Source organism: Pseudomonas sp. M30-35 (assembly GCF_002163625.1).
Taxonomy (GTDB): Bacteria; Pseudomonadota; Gammaproteobacteria; order Pseudomonadales; family Pseudomonadaceae; genus Aquipseudomonas.
The window spans coordinates 3,778,559-3,795,722 of the sequence record NZ_CP020892.1 but is presented as its reverse complement, the minus strand read 5'-3'; the positions used below and the strand labels follow the sequence as shown (position 1 = coordinate 3,795,722).

The following is a 17,164-nucleotide window of genomic DNA, read 5'->3' as shown; positions in this document are numbered from 1 at the left end:
TCACCTGCAGCCTTGATTTAAGCATCTACCGCTTGTCGCATAAGCTGACAAAATTAGGCTAGGTGAACTACGTTAGTACAACGCGTTTGGCAGCGCTATCAAGAGGTTGCGGTAATGAAGTTAGAAGTTGCTCGAGGTTTGTTTCTGGTCGGCGCACTCGGTGTGACGTCTTTGGCATTCGCCGCGTGGAGTGAAGACAGCCCACAAGTCATTACTGGCTTCAGTCAGGGTTACTGCCCAATGCCAGTCAGTCAGCGTATGGATCAACAAACCAAACCTGATCATGACCTGCTGTTATTTATGTTCGGCATGTCCCAGCCCGTACGCTAGGCAGCCATAAAGCATCGCGCGAGTGGATTGCCCGCGGTGTATTTCATCTGGCAGTGTCTCCGGCTTCAACAAAAAGCCCCGCAAGTGCGGGGCTTTTTGTGCTCAAGCGCTTTATGGCGCGACAGGTTGAGTGGTTAGTTCAGGCGCTGGGGCTTCAGCTTTGGTGTCCGGGTGTGCAATCAGGCTGTACACACACGGCAATACGAACAAGGTGAACAATGTGCCGACAGTCATGCCGGTGGCAATCACCAGGCCGATGTCAAAGCGACTCACCGCGCCCGCACCGGTCGCTAGAATCAGCGGCACCATACCGAAGACCATCGCCGCAGTGGTCATCAGTACTGGGCGCAGACGAATGGCGGCTGCTTCTTCAATAGCCTGACGACGGGACATGCCTTTTTCCCGGCGCAACTGATTGGCGAACTCGACAATTAAAATGCCGTGCTTGGTAATCAGCCCGATCAAGGTCACCAAGCCGACTTGAGTATAGATATTCATACTCGACAGGCCGAGAAACAGCGGTATCAATGCTCCGCAAATCGACAGCGGTACGGTGACCATAATCACCAGCGGATCGCGGAAACTCTCGAACTGCGCAGCCAGCACCAGGAATATCAGTGCCAAGGCGATGCCGAAGGTTGTATACAGCGCGGCGCCTTCTTGAATGTACTGACGTGCCGAGCCTGCGTAGTCAAACGAGTAGCCAACCGGGGCTTCTTCCTCCGCGATCTGGCGAACCGTATCGATGGCTTCACCCATGCTGACAATCGGAAAACCTTGGATGATTGCCGAATTAAGCTGCTGGAATTGGTTGAGCTGAGTCGGCCGCGCACGGTCGCTAACTTTAATCAGCGTCGACAGCGGTAACAGTTCGCCACTTTCACTCTTCACGTAGTAACTGTTCAGCCAATCGGCGTTGTCGCGGTAAGCCCGCTCGACTTGAGCGATAACCTTGTAGCTTCGGCCCTCGATAGTGAAACGGTTGATCTCGCCTTCGCCGAGCAAGCTGGAAAGGGCGGTGCCGATATCTTCCATCGATACGCCCATCTGCGCGGCTTTTTCGCGGTCGATATCAACCACCACCTCTGGTTTGTCGAATGCGAGGTCAACGTCCAGGAAGGCGAACTTGCCGGATTCTTCTGCACGTTTTTTGATCTTGTCAGTCACCGCTAAAAGTGACTCGTAATCATTCGGCGTGTTGACCACAAACTGGAATGGTAAGCCTTCTCCGGTGCCCGGCAAGGAGGGCAGGTTGAAGGCAAATACCTGCAAGCCCGGGATCTGGTCGAGCTTGGCTTGCACCTCAGGCAGTAATTCCATTTGGGTGCGTGAGCGTTGGTCCCATGGTTTCAACTGGAAACCGCCAATACCCGACTGCACACCGTTAAAACCGTTGATTTGGAACCAGGAGTTGTACTCTGGAATGTCCTTGAATATCGGCAGGAATTGATCGGTGTATTTATTCAGGTAGTCGAGGTTGGTCGGTTGCGGGGCGTTGGCAAACATGAAGATGATGCTTTGATCTTCCTCAGGCGCCAGTTCGCTTTTGGTGAACTTGAGCAGCACCGGAATCAAACACATGACGATGATTGCGAACACCAGAACCACTGCGCGGGTTTCAAGTGTGTTGTGCAAACTTTGCTGATAACGGTTTTTCAGTGCGTCGAAGATTTTATCCAGCTTGTGGGTAAGTCCGCTGGGCTTTTCTTCATGGCGCAGTAGTTTCGAACACATCATCGGCGACAGCGTCAGGGCGACGATACCGGAAATAATCACCGCACCTGCCAGGGTCAGAGCAAACTCTTTGAACAGTGCTCCGGTAAGCCCTGAAAGGAAGCCGATAGGCGCATACACGGCAGCCAGGGTAATGGTCATTGAGACCACTGGCACAGCGATCTCGCGTGCGCCCTCAATCGCTGCATCGAACGGGGTTTTACCTTCTTCGATATGGCGGTGGATGTTCTCCACCACGACAATTGCATCGTCCACCACCAAACCAATCGCCAGCACCATCGCCAGCAGCGTTAGCAGGTTGATTGAGTAACCCATGAGCTGCATGAAAAACAGCACGCCAATCATCGACAGCGGGATGGTGATCACCGGGATCAACACCGAACGCAGCGCGCCAAGGAACAGGAACACCACAACGATGACAATCAAGACCGCCTCGCCGAGGGTCTTGACCACTTCATCAATCGAGGCCTGAATAAATAGCGTGGCGTCGTAGGCTATCGAGACTTTGAGGTTTGGCGGTAGCTGCGCCTCAAGCGATGGCATGATCTTGCGAACTTCCTTGATCACGTCCAGAGGGTTGGCGCTTGGAGTGCCTTTGATGCCGATGTAAACCGAGGGAATACCATCAAACGAGCTGATCGAATCGTAGTTTTCCGCGCCCATTTCAACGCGTGCAACATCGCCGATCAGAACCCGGCTATCGCCAACGGTTTTCAGCGGGATTGCAGCAAAGCCCTCAACGCTCTTGAGGTCAGTCTCGGCATTAATGCTGGTAACGACATATTCGCCTTTAACCTCGCCAGCTGCGGAGAGGAAGTTGTACTTGCGCACTGCCGTGTTCACATCACCTGCGGTTATTCCATACGCGGCCATCTTCACCGGGTCGAGCCACAAGCGCATGGCGAATACTTGATTGCCGAGAATTTCTGCCTCGGCCATGCCCGGCAGAGTCGCCAACTTTGGCTGGATAACGCGTGACAGGTAATCGGTGATTTGCGGGTTGGTCAGTTCATCACTGTAAAAACTCACGTACATCAACGCAGAAGCATCAGCGGCTTCTTTTGATAGCACCGGGTCTTCGGCTTCTTGTGGCAGTTGATTCTTAACCTCGTTGGCCTTGGCCAATAGCTCGGTAAACAAACGGTCGCTGTCAGAACCAATACGCGCGTAGATCGAAATCACCGAGAAGTTCTGGCGACTCACCGAGGTCATGTAATCAATGCCCTCGGCGCTGGCCAGACTCTGCTGCAAGGGCTGGGTGATGTAGCCCTGAATAGTCTCCGCATTCGCTCCGGGGTAAGAGGTGGTAACGGTAATCAGCGCGTTCTCGAGTTGCGGGTATTCGCGAATAGTCAGTTTATTGAAGGCCTGCAAACCGAGCAGGATGATCAACAAGCTGACCACGGTCGCCAACACTGGGCGCCGAATAAATGGGTCAGTAAAAGCCATGTCTGATTCCTTGGGCTGAGCGCCGCTTATTGTTCGGCGTCAGACGTGCTGGCCGTAGCTGAAGGTTGGTCGACGATTTTTATGTGAGCGTCGTTATCGAGTTTTAGCTGGCCCGAAGCAACTACGCGTTCACCGGTCTGCAAACCTTTCAAAATCACCACTTGGCCATCGCGCCGCTCGCCAGTTTCAACTACGCGCCGCTGGGCAATCAATTGGGGGTTGCCATCCTCTTCTTTGACCACATTGCCTTGTTCGTCTTTCTTTTCAGCGATCACATACACCGAATTGCCATACAGGGTGTAGGTGATGGCTGTTTCAGGAATGACTTTCTGGGCACTGTTGTCAGGTAACAGCAGGTGCAAGTTGGCAAACATGCCCGGCAGTAGTTTGTTGTCCGGGTTTTCAAGCGTCGCGCGCACTTGTACGTTGCGCGTGCTGTCCTCAACTTTAGGATTGATCGCAGAAATAGTTGCGCTGAAACTTTGCTCAGGATACGCCGCGACACTGAAGCTAATAGTCTGGCCAAGGGCGATTTTCGGAACATCTTGCTCCGGGAGGAAGAAGTCCAAATACAGCTGCGAGATATCCTGCAAGGTGGCGATGTAAGTGCCTGAGGAGAGGAAGTCGCCTACGTCTACCTGACGGATACCGATGGTTCCGCTAAAGGGGGCAAGTATGCGTTTCTTCGCCAGCAATGCTTCTAGTTGATTGACGCTGGCACTGGCCTTGGCGTTTTCTGCTGTAAGGCGGTCGTATTCACTTTTTGACAGGTTCTGTTGAGCGACCAGTTTTTTCCCGCGGGCAAACTCCACGCGTGCGAGATCAAGGTCTGCCTTCGCGGTTGCCAGGTTTGCAGTTTCGACGTCGCTGCTCATCTGCACCAACGGCTGATCCTGCTTGACCTGCTCGCCTGAATTAAACAGCACGCTTTGCACAATGCCGCTGACCTCAACTGTCAGGTCAACACCTTGAAATGCTCTTAGAGTGCCGATCGCGGGAATACGCTGCTGCCACGGGCGTTCTTCAACAGTGCTTGCACTGACACTGATCGCTGGCGTAGGGGCTGAGAACATTTGGACTTGTTGGTAGATGGTGTAGCCCTTGTAAGCGCCCAGAGCGAGCACTACCAGAACAACGACGCCTATCATTATTAGCATCCGTCGAAGCAACATGTTGCATATCCTTGGCAGGTAAAGGGAGCCTAATTTATTGGCCAAGGTGGAACATTAGTGCCGTTGTGGGGGCAAGTCAAAGCCTGCATTTAACAAATAATTTGGCTTTGTGCTCGGGTTAATACCCAGGCGTATATATGTGCTCTGGTTGGTGTGGTTTGCCGTTGCGGGTTGGCATTCGCGTCTTGATGGCAACAATAGGCATACAGCGGGTGCAGGCCTATTGTTGGTAGGGGGAGTTATGCGCTCAGGCGCTGGGTAACGTCGCTGAGGCCTGTTGATAACTTGCGCAGGTTTTGGCTGGCAATTTCAGTGCGTTGCACGTTTTTTTCATTTTCACTGGCGATGGTGGTTATCTCTGTCAGGTTGCACGAAATATCTTCGGCGACTGCTGTTTGCTCTTCTGCGGCGGTTGCGATCTGACGATTCATGTCACGGATCGCCTCAACCGCGGCAGTGATCTGTTGCAACTTGAGGCCTGCTTCCGTGACTTGCTCAAGGCCTTTGTCGCTGAGCTTTTGACCACTGACGATGGCCTGCACGGCATTGCTGGCGCCGGTTTGTACGGTGTTGATGATCTGGTTGATCTCAGCGGTTGATTCGGCTGTACGCTGGGCCAGTGTGCGCACCTCATCAGCAACTACGGCAAAGCCTCGACCTGCCTCACCGGCACGTGCAGCTTCGATCGCCGCGTTGAGCGCGAGCAGGTTGGTTTGCTCGGCAATCCCGCGGATGACTTCAAGAACCTTGCTGATGCGGCCACTGTCGCCTTCGAGTTGGCGGATTACCCCTGCGGTGGTCATGATCTCCTGACTCATGTGGGTGATGGTTTCGATGGTGGCTTGCATGACCTGTTCACCATGCTGCGCAGAGCTGTCGGCATCATCGGCAGCGTTGGCGGCTTCACCGGCGTGGCGGGAAACTTCTTGCGCGGTAGCGGACATCTCATGCATGGCGGTGGCAACTTGGTCGGTGCGGGTAAATTGGTCGCGGCTGCCTTGGGCCATCACCGTCGCTATTGCACTCAGTTCGCTACTGGAGCTTTCTAGGTCGGTGGTACTACGCTTGAGTTGAATGAAGGTTTCAGCCAGGAAGTCGCGCAAAGTATTCGCCGCGACAGCCAAGCGCCCGAGCTCATCTTGACGGTTGACCTCGGCGCGATTGGCAAAGTTGCCCTGACTGAGTTGAGCGATGTACTCGATCAGTTGCTGTATTGGATTCACAAGGTTGCGATTAACCAGCCACAGGCTGACCAGACCGACACCACACTCGATATGAGCATAAAGCCAATGCCTAAACTCAAGGCCTGGCTGGCTTGGGCACCAATCATGACCGATTGCTCATGGCTGTGTTTAGACAATTGTCTGACCAGTTCTTCCATCTTCTGGCCGGTCGCCCGGTCTATACCTTTGACCGCCGCATCTCCAGTCGCTGCATCACCACCGGCGTCGACAAACGCTTGAAAGCCACTTCGGTAGGCGCTGCCCATTGTGCGGTGTTCACTAAGCAGGCTTTCAGTTTGTGCCTGTAGCTGTTGCTTATTGTTTGCAGCGGCATTTTGCGCAAGCTGTTTGAGTGTTTGTTGGACGCTGGCTTCTTGGGCCTGAAATTGCTGCCAATATTTGTCGCGGTCAGCAGGATTTTTTCCGCGCAGAAGTACGTTCTTCCATTCCTGTACCTGAATTTTGAATTCAACGTTGGCTTCATTGACCAGGCGTGATGAGAGAATTGGACCCTCAATCAGGCTGCGGTAGGACTGCATCGAGCTGGACAGAAATGCAAAGCACAGCAGTGCCATGACCAGAATGAGTAGCAGACTGCCGCCCAGCAGGGCGAGGATTTGTGCGCGTAGGGAGTGCTTTAAAAACATCGTTATCATCTCAATTCATAAAGTTTACAGCCGCTTGCACGCACCACTTAGAGAGGAGGTATAGCCTCTATGTTGAGCACCAAGCGCATATTGAAAGCTGCAGTCGTCTCTGTCGGCGGTAAACTTTGGTTCTTGAGAATATGCGGGGGGCAATATGACCGCCGGTCAGCCAATATAGGCTGGCTGGCGGTCATGGCAGGAGGATCAAGCGAGGCGCAGGTGGTTGTCCCACAGGCCAGCAGGCAACTGCATGGGCTGCATGGCGATTTTCTCTTCGCGGCAGTCATACAGACGGCAACGGCCTTGGCCGGAGCTAACCACGAAGCCCTGTTCGACGGCGCCGACACCAGCGCAATCTGGCATGTGTGCATCAAGACGCACAGCGCCGCTGTCTAGATCCCAGATAAACACACGGCTTCCGCGTGGGGCGGTCATTGCCAGCAAACGTAACTCACTGTTGATTGCCACGCTTGCTGTGTACTGACGCATGACCTGGCGCTGTTCTTCGGCTAATGGGAAGTGCTCAAAGGCTTGCCCAGGACGCTTGATGGCCAGCAAAGGCACTTTGTCCGTTATCTCGCCCATGTACTGCTGGCCGCTGACGATGGTGCCGTCGCTGGCAATTGCCAGATGGCGAACACTGTTCATACGCTCAGGCAGCTGTTCTTTGCTGATCAGTGTGCCGTCACGTTTGAGCAATACCAGACTGGGCTCCATCGCATCGAGGTTCATCTCGACCCGGCTTTCGGCCTCGGTTCGAATACCGCCATTGGCTACAACCAGCGTCTCGCCATCGGGTAACCATAGCAATTGGTGTGGCCCGACGCCGTGAGTTGACAGCTCATGGTCTCGCTCAAGTTTAGTGCCTTGTACGCGGTAGACACTGATGACACCACGCCCCGGTTCAGATGTGTCGTTTTCAGTGGCGTAAAGCCAGTTGCCATCTTTGTGAAATGCGCCGTGGCCATAGAAGTGACGTTGAGCAGGCGAGGTCAGTGTTTGCAACAGCTTTCCGTCACGGGTGTCGATCAAGTAACTCTCGGTACTTGGGCGACGGCCAACGAACAGTGCCATTGGTTGGCTTGGATGTGGCACAACGTCGTGGCAACGCTCTTTGACCTGGGTAGCGAAAGCCTGGCTGCCATCCAGGTAATAACCGACGGCATAGTGTTGGCCATCGCTACCGTCACGGGCTGAAACCAGTAACGGCTGCGAGGTGTTTTTAACCAGTGTCCAGCCACCGAATGCGCTGGCTGCGAGTGCTGTGCCTGCCAGGCCAAGGAATGCTCTGCGTTTCATTCAGTCTCCGTCGTTGGCGTTAAAGCCGAGTTGGATGCCCAGGGTTCGAGCCAGCTCACCCTCGTGCAGTCGGTGTAGCACATTGAGGCTGTCGTAAAACTCATTGAGCACGGCGCGGCCGTCTTCTTCTTTTAACAGTTCAGACAGTGGGCGCTGCAGGCCCGCAAGACGCTGGCGAGTGTCGACATAAGCGTCGTCGATGCGTTTTTTCAGCGCGTCCTGATCGCTACCGAGCAGGCTTTTTACGCCATCTTGGTTGGCGCCGTGCCAGATGCGTTCGGCGCTGGCCAGAGTCGCTGCGATATTGGCCAGGCTTGCATGGCTGCGCCAAGCTTCAGCCTGATAAGGCTGCGGTTGGCCTTTGCTTTGACGACCCAATGGAGTGCCGAGCTTTTTCTTCAGCACATCAATTGCAGTGACCTGGCTGCGCAGTACATCAGCAAGCGCCTCAGGTGCTTCGGTGTAGCGTGCGTTAGGGAACTCTTTGAGCTGGTTGGCAACGCCGTCTTTAGCTTGCCAATCAGCCAATACGTCGGCTGAGAGCTTTTGTTGGTGGTCACCGATCGCGGTAATCAACGGGCAATAGCGGGTTTTCTGTTGGGTATCAGCCAGGTCGATTGACTCGTCGTAGAGGATGTATTCATACGCGGTCAAACCTTGGACTACGACGCTGGCCTGCTCTAGATCGGCAGGTGTGAGCTGTGGTTTGTTCTTCAGCAACGCTTGTACTTGGCGGGCGACAAGGTTCTTTTTGTCTGGCCAGAACTGTACCTGCCAAGCCCGGTTACCCTCAGCCATTGGTCCGACCAGAACGGTTTGCAGGCCAGCCCATGCGCTTTGTGCTGCGAGGAATGCTTCACGCGCTTGCGGCAAGTCTTGCTCACCCGCGCAGAACGCTTGGGCGCTTGCTGCCAGTTTTTGGTCTGCTTCAGCCCATGAACTGTAGGCGGGCAGAATCACGCCATCAGCTAACGCAGAGGTGACTTTTTGTTGTGGATCACTGGGTGCGCAGGCGCTGAGTAAAACGCTCAGAAGTGCGAGAGTTAATGGTGAGCGATTCATGTGCAGCTCCTATAGCGAATTCAGAAAGGCCAGCAGCGCTTTGCGCTCCTCGGCGTTAAAAGCTAAAACGCGTTGTTTGGCCGCTTCGGCCTCGCCTCCATGCCAGGCAATAGCTTCGAGCAGGTTGCGTGCGCGACCGTCATGTAAAAACTGAGTATGGCCGTTAACGACTTCAGTCAATCCAATGCCCCACAATGGCGGTGTGCGCCATTCTTGAGCGGTGGCAGCAAACTCAGGACGATTGTCAGATAAACCGGGGCCCATGTCATGTAGCAGCATATCGGTAAATGGGCGAATGGCTTGTTTCGCCAGTTCAGGCTCGGCTGCATCGGCCGCCGTGGTGAATTTCTCTATGTGGCAGGCATTGCACTGGGCTTGGTAAAACAGGTTCTTGCCTTTGAGTACTTCAGGACTACCAACATCGCGGCGCACTGGCACCGCCAGATTGCGGCTGTAAAACAGAATGCTGGCGAGCAGCTTGTCGCTGACTTCGGGTTCTCCGCCATTAGGTGCGGCCAGGCAATCAACTTGCGCTGTGGTGCAGTCGTCGTTCTTCACCACGCTCGTGGTTAGGCCCATGTCACCGGAAAAAGCATGGGCATTTTGTTGGTTCAGGGTGGGTTGGCCAGCTTTCCAGCCGAAACGGCCAAGCACGGTTTGCCCCAATTCATCATTCCAAACCTGATTGGGCCGACCCGAGATACCATCACCGTTGCTGTCGTCCGGGTCGGCATTGGCGAGAATGTCGCTCTCGGCGATGGCTTCGAGCAAACCCAGGCCAATCATTGGCGGGGCGATACGCGCCGAAAACATCGTGTCTGGATGCATCGGGCCATAGCCGAGTTGGGTTATGTTCAGCGTTGGTTTGCGCAACTCAATCTTGCTGCCGTCTTTAAGCTCGACGCTGCTCAGGGTATAGCTCATGCGCACTTTGCCTTCCGGGGCGACGCCGGGGTTGGCCATATCCTGCAACTGTCCGCCGTAAGTCGGCTCTGGAATCACACCCAGGTGTTGAATTATTTTTGCCTGTTCGGCAGTTGTTGCCGGAATCGACAAACGCACCAACATTGAGGTGGCAGTGACTGCATCTGGCTTTGGCGGGTGGCCTCGGCCGTCTTTTATATGACAGTTTTGGCAGCCGTTTGTGTTGAAGAGCGGACCAAGACCGTCACGCGCAATGGTGGTGGCCGGGGCGATGACCCATGGATTACGGAAGAAGCTGTTGCCGACGCTGAAATCTAAACGCCGCAATGGAGATAGGTTTGCCGAAGGTTGCGAGTAAGCATTGTGATCTGCTTTGGATACGCTGGTGTGCCCGCCGGAGAATGCTTCACCCGGTTCGGCCTGGGTGAACTGCGGTGGTTTTTCACACCCACTCAAGGCCAGCGCTAAAACGAGGCCTAACAATGGGGTAGGGCGTTGCAACAGCGTCAACATCAGCATGTATCCGAGAAAAACTGCGCGGAATCATACCAGCACAGCAGTATTTAAATAAGAGCGATTTTCGTTATCAACAAGGTTTGGATGGCACTGCGCTACGACATGCAGCCTGCGCGTGGCTAGCATCTGTAGGCTCTCCGTTACGCGCACCAACCGACGTTCCTGGCTAGTAGTTCTTATCTGTTTGCTGCAAATGCGGAAGGTGGCTGTCCGAATTGCTTGCTGAATGCCGTGGTGTAGGCACTATGGCTATCGTAGCCACTAGCCAGTGCCACTTGCGTGATCGGTATTCCCTGCATCAATAACGTCAGCGACGACATCAACCGCAGTTGCTGACGCCATTTGCCGAAAGTCATGCCGGTCGATTGGAGAAAGTGCCGGTGGAAGGTCTTGTCGCCTATTGCCAGCCTGCCGGCCCATTCGGCGGCGGTGGTGGTATCGCCTGGGTTGTCCAGCAGTGCCTGGCACACGCGCTGCATCGGGCTGTCTGCACTGCCCGTCGGCCACGGCAGATGAAGCGGAAGAACCGGCTGGGTGTGCAGATCTTCAACCAAGAGCGCGCCGAGCAAACGCATGCGCCTAGAAGACGTGGCCGGGTCGTCGGCTCGGGTCAGTGCCATGATTAACTCGCGTAGAAGACCGGAGACATGCACGACGCAATCAGTCGCAGGCAGACGGTCGCAAACATCCTCGCGCACGAACAGGCCGTGAGCTTGAAGCGCCACGGGCACAACCAGCCGGTGCGCTACGCCCGCCCGTAACCAGACCGCTGCCGTGGGAGGCACCAGCCACTGGCCGCTTTCGGCTTCTACACGCAACAGGCCGCGATCCGCATAGATAAGATGACCATGGGGATGCTTGTGCAGGGGCACGACGTGGCCTGCCGGGTAGCGTACGGCTACACCGAATACCGGCTGGCCACAGGCTTGTTCTGCGCTCAAGTCGAGCACATGGCTGCCGTCTTCAGGGGAGGAAAAGCCCATGTCAGTGCAATTTGTCCAAATTACTAAATTACTTGTCTATTTTTATGTAGATGGACGAAGTGCGCAAGCCTAACATCGGAGTCAAAGCAATCTACGGGCTCTATCTACTCATGTCTGCACTCTGTCTTTTGCAACGACTACTACCCCTGATTTGCGGTCGGGGTCTGCGCGCACCAACTCGTGCCATGACCCATCCTTATTCCCCCTGACCCCGACCATCGTCAGCTTGTTCCAAGCCAGGGGAGCCGGGTGCCAACGATTCCCCTGGAGTGTTCTTCATGCTGACTGATCCTTCTCAGAAATATCGCCCCGTCTTGCCGGTCGATCTCGCCGACCGTCAATGGCCGTCACGCACCCTGACACAAGCCCCGATCTGGCTGTCCACCGACTTGCGCGACGGCAACCAGGCGCTGTTTGAACCGATGAACCGCGAGCGCAAGCTGCGCTTGTTCCATGAGCTGGTACGCATCGGTTTCAAGGAAATTGAAGTAGGTTTTCCCGCCGCCTCGCGCACGGATTTCGAGATCGTGCGACAGCTCATCGACGCAGGCCAGATTCCCGAAGACGTCACGCCTATGGTCATGACGCAATTGCGCGATGACCTGATCACCGAAACAGTACGCAGCGTAGCTGGCGCGCGGCGCGTGATCGTGCATTTCTACAATGCCATCGCGCCCGCTTGGCGCGAGATTGTGTTCGGCATGAGCGTGCCGCAGATTATCGAAATGGTGGAGCGCCACATTGCGCGGTTCAAGCAACTGACTGAAGCTCACCCGGAAACTGAATGGGTCTTGCAGTACTCGCCCGAGACGTTCTGCATGGCCGAACTGGATGTTTCACTGGCCGTCTGCAATGCCGCCATTCGCGCATGGCAGGCCGGGCCACAGCGGACGATCATCATCAACCTGCCGACCACAGTAGAAGTCTCTACGCCCAACGTCTTTGCCGACCAGATCGAATGGATTGATCGACATTTGGAGCGGCGCGAACACGTTGTACTGTCGGTGCATCCACACAACGACCGGGGCACAGGCGTGGCCTGCGCCGAACAAGCCATGCTGGCTGGTGCTCAACGGGTCGAAGGCTGCCTGTTTGGCAATGGTGAGCGCAGCGGCAACGTCGATGTGGTAACGCTGGCGCTGAATCTCTACACCCAGGGTATTGCGCCGGGGCTGGATTTCTCCGACATCGCTGCGGTCGCCCGAGTGGCTGAGGAATGTACCTCTCTGCCCATTCACCCGCGCCACCCGTATGTGGGTGATCTTGTATTCACGGCGTTCTCTGGCTCGCACCAGGATGCCATCGCCAAGGGCTTTGCCGTACAAAAGGCTAATGCGCCTTGGCGCGTGCCTTATCTGCCCATTGATCCCAGAGACCTGGGACGTACTTACGACAGTATCGTGCGGGTCAATAGCCAGTCAGGTAAGGGTGGTATTGCGTTTTTGCTGCAACGTGACCACAGCATCGTCATGCCGCGCCGTATGCAGGTGGAGTTCAGCGCCATCGTTCAGGCGCAGGCCGACGCCAGCGAAACGGAACTGACCAGCGAACAAATTTGGGATGTGTTCAAACGCACGTACCTTTTACCGGCACAGGAACAGCCAGGCTTCATTTACCGCAGTCATTACCTGTTCGAGCACGCGGACGGACAAGGTATCGCACTGGAACTGGCGGATGTGGGTGGCAACGTGAATACCTTCGAGGGTACAGGCAACGGCTCGATTGCCGCGACAGTGGCGGCGCTGAGCCTGCCGCTGCGCATCGACAGTTATGAGGAGCGCAGCCTGGACGCAGGTTCTGATGCGGTGGCACTTGCCATTGTGGAGGCCGCCATACCGGGCGTGCCCGGCTCGCGGTTTGGCGTGGGCCGACATCCGAACATCGCTACCGCGTCGGTTCTGGCAGTGTTGAGCGCAGCGGCCAGGTTCTCGGCAGAGGAGTCCGCAGTAAGCTGAATTTGTAGCTCATCCATGCCTCCGGTTTTAGGCGGCATGGCCGTGTTCTGTTTGGCTGTCACAATGAGAAGGCCAGCTAATAATGAGGAAATGGAAATGTCGATTGAGGCGGTAAGAGAATTCTTCAAGGAACATGCCTCGGATATCGAGGTGATAGAGCATGACCAAAGCACGGCGACGGTGGCACTAGCCGCTGCGGCCTTGGGGGTTAGCGAGGGGCAAATTGCGAAAACTCTCGCGCTTGGGTTTGGAACCAATACCGCGCTGTTCGTACTGGCCGGAAACGCCAAATTGGACAACCAGAAGTTCAAATCCGTCTTCGGTGCCAAGCCCAAGATGCTGGCACCTGAGGAAGCTTTCGTACTGACAGGTCATGCTGTAGGCGGTGTGTGTCCATTCGGTGTGGATCAGGCCATAAAGACCTACTGTGACGTCTCGTTGCAAGCTTATGTGGAGGTCTATCCAGCCGCCGGTTCTCCTAACAGCGCCGTACGGCTTACGCCTGATCGTATGGTTCAGCTTGTTGGTGCGGAATGGGTGGATATTGGTCGAATTTGACTGGGTAGATATTTCATGGCGTGCCAGTTACACGCTGTACTGGAGTTATCGTGAAATAAAAAAGCCGGTGCGTTGTTAACGCACCGGCTTGGTCGACAACCGTCTCGCTTAGAACTCGTGATCAGCGGTGTCTGGGTTAAGGTCGCTGATGCCGAGCTTGCCAGCAGCTTGCTCGATAGCACCGGTCTGCTTGACCAGTGCGGCGATTGCATCACGTACGATCTGATTGCCTTTGGCGTTGTCAGCGGCGATCAGTTGGTCGTAGTGCTCACCGTTGTTGGCGCTGTCGACCATGACTTGCAGTTTGGCTTCGGTATCAGCCAGGTCAGCTTTCAGGGTCTCGTCAGCTTTGGCGTCAGACTTGGCAACCAGAGAAGACAGACTTGGGCCGGACAACAGGGTGCCATCGACTTTCTTGTATTCGCCCAGGTAGATGTTGCGGATACCTTTGGCGTCGTAGAAGTGTGCGTTGTGAGTGTTGTCGCTGAAGCAATCTTGCTCGTCTTCAGTCGAGTTGGCTTCCAGCGAAACTTTCATGCGTTCGCCCGCCAGTTCACCCAGCGATAGGCTGCCCATGCCGAAAAGCATTTTGCGCATGCCGTTTTTCGCATTGTCTTTTTCCAGGCTGGCGCGATAGTTGTCAGCAACACCGGCCTGCCATTGGCCAACCATTTCATCCAGGTCGCTTACCAAAAGGTCAGCGGCGGCTTTCAGGTATTCACGACGACGCTCGTTGTTGCCGCCAGTTGCACCTTCGCCAACAACGAAGTCAGTCGCTGGACGTTCGCCCGCACCTGGGTTAGTACCGTTAAGGTCTTGGCCCCAAAGCAGGAACTCAATAGCGTGATAACCGGTAGCAACGTTGGCTTCCGAACCACCCAGCTCATTCAGGCTGGCGAGAACTTCAGGAGTAATTTTGCTGACGTCGACTTTATCTTCGCCGACTTGAATTTCAGTGTTCGACACGATATTGGCTGTTGCGCCAGGGTTGCCCAGTGCGTGCTGGTAATCCTTGGCGACGTAGTCGATCAGGCCTTCATCGAGAGGCCAGGCGTTGAGTTGGCCTTCCCAATCGTCAACGATTGCGTTACCGAAACGGAATACTTCGGTCTGCATGTAAGGGACGCGTGCAGCGACCCAGGCTTCGCGAGCGGCCTTCAGATTGGCGTCGTTTGGTGTGGCAAGAAAGGTGTCAATCGCTGCGTGCAGGGCTTTGCCCGTGCTGGCCGCATCGCTGAATACCGCGAAAGCAATGTCGGCATAGTGTGAAACAACTGCTTTGGCAGCGGTTTCATCATATGTATTTGTGTTATCGATTTTCTCTGCAGCGGTAGTTGGTGTGGCTTGCTCCGCTTCAGTGTTGGCTGCCTGAGTGGTAGGCGCCTTGTCCTCGCCACAGCCGGCGAGAGAAATAGCAATGGCCAGCAGGCTGGCGGAGGCCAGGGGCATACGAATCATGACAACATCCTTTGCAGTTGATAAGAAGAAATAGCGCTTGCGCCTATAAACTCACAACATAATGCGAAAGATTTGCATTCCGTGTAAAGGGTGTTACGACTAATTCTTATAAAAAACTCATGCACTGGGTCACTCTGTTAGCAACGGAATGCCGCTAGAATGCCACTATCAACCATTTGCAGTCGTTATGGGGAAACCTTCATGAGCCTCACCAGTATTGTGTTCATCGTCATCATAGTGCTGCTCGCAGGCTATGCAGTGACGCTTTATAACGGCTTGGTGCGTTTGAAACACAGCATCAGCAAAGCCTGGGCCAATATCGATGTGATGCTCAAGCAGCGTCACGAAGAACTGCCCAAGCTGGTAGAAACCTGCAAGCAATACATGCAACACGAGCGCACAACGCTTGAGCAGGTTGTTGTTGCGCGCCAGGCGGTATCCAAGGCGCGTGAGCAAGGCGATGTGCCTGCTTTGGGCAAGGCCGAAAGCGGTTTGCGCGCGGGTCTGGGCCAGCTGTTTGCCTTGGCTGAGAATTATCCCGAGCTCAAAGCCAATGAAAGCTTCCAGCATCTGCAGCAGCGCATCAGCGGTTTGGAAAATGGTATTGCTGATCGTCGTGAGCTGTATAACGAGGCGGTTAACCTGAACAACGTGCGTATCGAGCAGTTCCCTGATGTGCTTGTCGCGCGGGCGATGGGGTTTAAATCAGGCGACTTGCTGCAGTTCAGTGAGGCCGAGAAAGCTGATGTAAGTATCAAGTCATTGTTCAACTGAGTCATGGCCATCGAAGCGCAGTGGTTTGGCTTGGCCGTGAGTGTGGGCACTACGGCTGTCAGTGCTTGGTGGTGTCTGCGCCGTGTCTCACAGGCGCGGCATTTGCTGGATACGCCAACCTCCAAGATTCGTTCGGCGGCGCAAGGCTATGTTGAGTTGTACGGGGTCATAACTGCGCAGCCCGAAAGCACTGTGGTCGGGCCATTAACCGGTAAGCCCTGCGTTTGGTGGCGCTTCAGGATCGAAGAACATGTGCAGGACGATAATAAGCGTTCTTGGCGATCGCTCGAATCGGGAGTCAGTGATGCTTTGTTTACGCTGAGCGATGGCACCGGCGATTGCCTGATTAACCCGAATGGTGCGCATGTGCGAACGACGACGCGAGAGGTCTGGAATGGCCGCCAGCGTCACCCTCTATTGGCCAATAAGCGCGGCCTGCTGGGCTTTCTCAGTCTCGGTAAAAACTATCGCTATACCGAGGAGCGCTTGCACGTTGGCCAACCGCTTTATGCGATTGGGGATTTTCGCAGCTCGGGTGGCGGTCGCCAGGGCTTGGATTTAGCAGCGCAGCAAGGCGCAGTGATTCGTGAGTGGAAGTCTGATTTTTCCGGTCTGCTGCAACGTTTCGACAGCGATAGCAACGGCCTGCTCGATGATCAGGAATGGAACCGTGTGCGTTTAGCTGCACAGTTGGAGGCCGAGGACCGTCACCGACAACAGAGTCTCAAGCCTGCCTCGCATCACCTGGCAAAGCCGCGCGAGTCGCAACCTTTCGTGCTCTCAACCACAGGGGAGGATGAGTTGGCCCGCGGGTTTTATTGGCAAGCTGCAGGTGCTGCGCTGCTCTGTCTGCTGGGAGCAATAGGTTGTGCCTGGTTTCTCGGCATAAAACCTTTATGGAGCCTCTGAAAAACTACTGCGCTAGATATTACGGCGTTAAAAAACTGCTCAAAATGCTCATTTAGGCCAACTAAAGTCGCGCGCGACCCCGGTCGCTTTTTCGCATTTTTTTGCCTTGTACTGTCGTCGCTCGCTACCTTTTTCAGAGGTTCCTTGTTCTTTATAGGTTCAGTGCAGGAT

Annotated in this window: 14 protein-coding genes; 5 read left to right on the top strand and 9 right to left on the bottom strand. The window is 55.0% G+C overall.

Annotation, left to right across the window (positions count from 1 at the left end; genetic code table 11):
* Positions 1-114: 114 nt before the first annotated feature.
* A complete protein-coding gene (locus tag B9K09_RS17530) occupies positions 115-330 on the top strand; it encodes a hypothetical protein (protein WP_087518026.1) in 216 nt (71 codons plus the stop codon).
* A 111-nt stretch (positions 331-441) separates the two neighbouring features.
* On the opposite strand, the gene B9K09_RS17525 is transcribed toward B9K09_RS17530, so the two are convergent.
* The 8 genes from B9K09_RS17525 to B9K09_RS17495 all read right to left on the bottom strand — a co-directional run bounded on the left by B9K09_RS17525 (position 442) and on the right by B9K09_RS17495 (position 11,339).
* On the bottom strand, positions 442-3,513 hold the full coding sequence (locus B9K09_RS17525) for a multidrug efflux RND transporter permease subunit (protein WP_087518025.1): 3,072 nt from the start codon (positions 3,511-3,513) through the stop codon (positions 442-444).
* Positions 3,514-3,539: 26 nt separating this feature from the next.
* Entirely contained in the window at positions 3,540-4,685 is a 1,146-nt protein-coding gene (locus tag B9K09_RS17520) for an efflux RND transporter periplasmic adaptor subunit (protein WP_087518024.1), read from the bottom strand.
* A gap of 239 nt (positions 4,686-4,924) precedes the next feature.
* A complete protein-coding gene (locus tag B9K09_RS22995; protein ID WP_371917469.1) occupies positions 4,925-5,959 on the bottom strand; it encodes a methyl-accepting chemotaxis protein in 1,035 nt (344 codons plus the stop codon).
* Positions 5,905-6,555, bottom strand: coding sequence for a hypothetical protein (locus tag B9K09_RS22990; RefSeq protein WP_371917413.1), 651 nt, complete (start codon positions 6,553-6,555; stop codon positions 5,905-5,907). Before B9K09_RS22990 ends, B9K09_RS22995 begins: the two co-directional genes overlap by 55 nt.
* A gap of 204 nt (positions 6,556-6,759) precedes the next feature.
* Positions 6,760-7,854 (bottom strand): DUF1513 domain-containing protein, encoded by a 1,095-nt coding sequence (locus B9K09_RS17510; RefSeq protein WP_087518023.1) that lies wholly within the window; start codon positions 7,852-7,854, stop codon positions 6,760-6,762.
* The gene (locus B9K09_RS17505; RefSeq protein WP_087518022.1) at positions 7,855-8,916 is read right to left on the bottom strand and encodes an imelysin family protein; all 1,062 of its coding nucleotides are present in this window, start codon (positions 8,914-8,916) and stop codon (positions 7,855-7,857) included. It abuts the gene before it with no gap.
* 9 nt (positions 8,917-8,925) lie between these two features.
* The gene (locus tag B9K09_RS17500; protein ID WP_087518021.1) at positions 8,926-10,353 is read right to left on the bottom strand and encodes a di-heme oxidoredictase family protein; all 1,428 of its coding nucleotides are present in this window, start codon (positions 10,351-10,353) and stop codon (positions 8,926-8,928) included.
* Between the two features lie 179 nt (positions 10,354-10,532).
* The gene (locus B9K09_RS17495; RefSeq protein WP_087518020.1) at positions 10,533-11,339 is read right to left on the bottom strand and encodes a helix-turn-helix domain-containing protein; all 807 of its coding nucleotides are present in this window, start codon (positions 11,337-11,339) and stop codon (positions 10,533-10,535) included.
* Between the two features lie 278 nt (positions 11,340-11,617).
* On the opposite strand from B9K09_RS17495, the gene B9K09_RS17490 reads away from it, so the two are divergent.
* Together B9K09_RS17490 and B9K09_RS17485 are read left to right on the top strand one after the other, a co-directional pair.
* Positions 11,618-13,294: a 2-isopropylmalate synthase gene (locus B9K09_RS17490; protein ID WP_087518019.1), complete on the top strand. Its 1,677-nt coding sequence runs from the start codon at positions 11,618-11,620 to the stop codon at positions 13,292-13,294.
* A 96-nt stretch (positions 13,295-13,390) separates the two neighbouring features.
* A complete protein-coding gene (locus B9K09_RS17485) occupies positions 13,391-13,852 on the top strand; it encodes a YbaK/EbsC family protein (protein ID WP_087519150.1) in 462 nt (153 codons plus the stop codon).
* 108 nt (positions 13,853-13,960) lie between these two features.
* Here B9K09_RS17485 and B9K09_RS17480 read toward each other — a convergent pair whose 3' ends face one another.
* Entirely contained in the window at positions 13,961-15,310 is a 1,350-nt protein-coding gene (locus B9K09_RS17480; RefSeq protein ID WP_087518018.1) for an imelysin family protein, read from the bottom strand.
* Between the two features lie 201 nt (positions 15,311-15,511).
* Here B9K09_RS17480 and B9K09_RS17475 point away from each other — a divergent pair, with 201 nt between their 5' ends.
* Positions 15,512-16,084 (top strand): LemA family protein, encoded by a 573-nt coding sequence (locus B9K09_RS17475; RefSeq protein ID WP_087519149.1) that lies wholly within the window; start codon positions 15,512-15,514, stop codon positions 16,082-16,084.
* Between the two features lie 3 nt (positions 16,085-16,087).
* Positions 16,088-16,993, top strand: a complete 906-nt coding sequence (locus B9K09_RS17470) for a GIDE domain-containing protein (protein ID WP_087518017.1) — start codon at positions 16,088-16,090, stop codon at positions 16,991-16,993.
* Positions 16,994-17,164 lie beyond the last annotated feature (171 nt).

Coding starts and splice junctions, on each gene's coding strand:
- B9K09_RS22990 (WP_371917413.1), bottom strand. CDS start 6,555: ATGTTTTTAAAGCACTCCCTACGCGCACAAATCCTCGCCCTGCTGGGC.
- B9K09_RS17505 (WP_087518022.1), bottom strand. CDS start 8,916: ATGAATCGCTCACCATTAACTCTCGCACTTCTGAGCGTTTTACTCAGC.
- B9K09_RS17520 (WP_087518024.1), bottom strand. CDS start 4,685: ATGTTGCTTCGACGGATGCTAATAATGATAGGCGTCGTTGTTCTGGTA.
- B9K09_RS17480 (WP_087518018.1), bottom strand. CDS start 15,310: ATGATTCGTATGCCCCTGGCCTCCGCCAGCCTGCTGGCCATTGCTATT.
- B9K09_RS17525 (WP_087518025.1), bottom strand. CDS start 3,513: ATGGCTTTTACTGACCCATTTATTCGGCGCCCAGTGTTGGCGACCGTG.
- B9K09_RS17490 (WP_087518019.1), top strand. CDS start 11,618: ATGCTGACTGATCCTTCTCAGAAATATCGCCCCGTCTTGCCGGTCGAT.
- B9K09_RS17495 (WP_087518020.1), bottom strand. CDS start 11,339: ATGGGCTTTTCCTCCCCTGAAGACGGCAGCCATGTGCTCGACTTGAGC.
- B9K09_RS17510 (WP_087518023.1), bottom strand. CDS start 7,854: ATGAAACGCAGAGCATTCCTTGGCCTGGCAGGCACAGCACTCGCAGCC.
- B9K09_RS17530 (WP_087518026.1), top strand. CDS start 115: ATGAAGTTAGAAGTTGCTCGAGGTTTGTTTCTGGTCGGCGCACTCGGT.
- B9K09_RS17470 (WP_087518017.1), top strand. CDS start 16,088: ATGGCCATCGAAGCGCAGTGGTTTGGCTTGGCCGTGAGTGTGGGCACT.
- B9K09_RS17500 (WP_087518021.1), bottom strand. CDS start 10,353: ATGTTGACGCTGTTGCAACGCCCTACCCCATTGTTAGGCCTCGTTTTA.
- B9K09_RS17485 (WP_087519150.1), top strand. CDS start 13,391: ATGTCGATTGAGGCGGTAAGAGAATTCTTCAAGGAACATGCCTCGGAT.
- B9K09_RS17475 (WP_087519149.1), top strand. CDS start 15,512: ATGAGCCTCACCAGTATTGTGTTCATCGTCATCATAGTGCTGCTCGCA.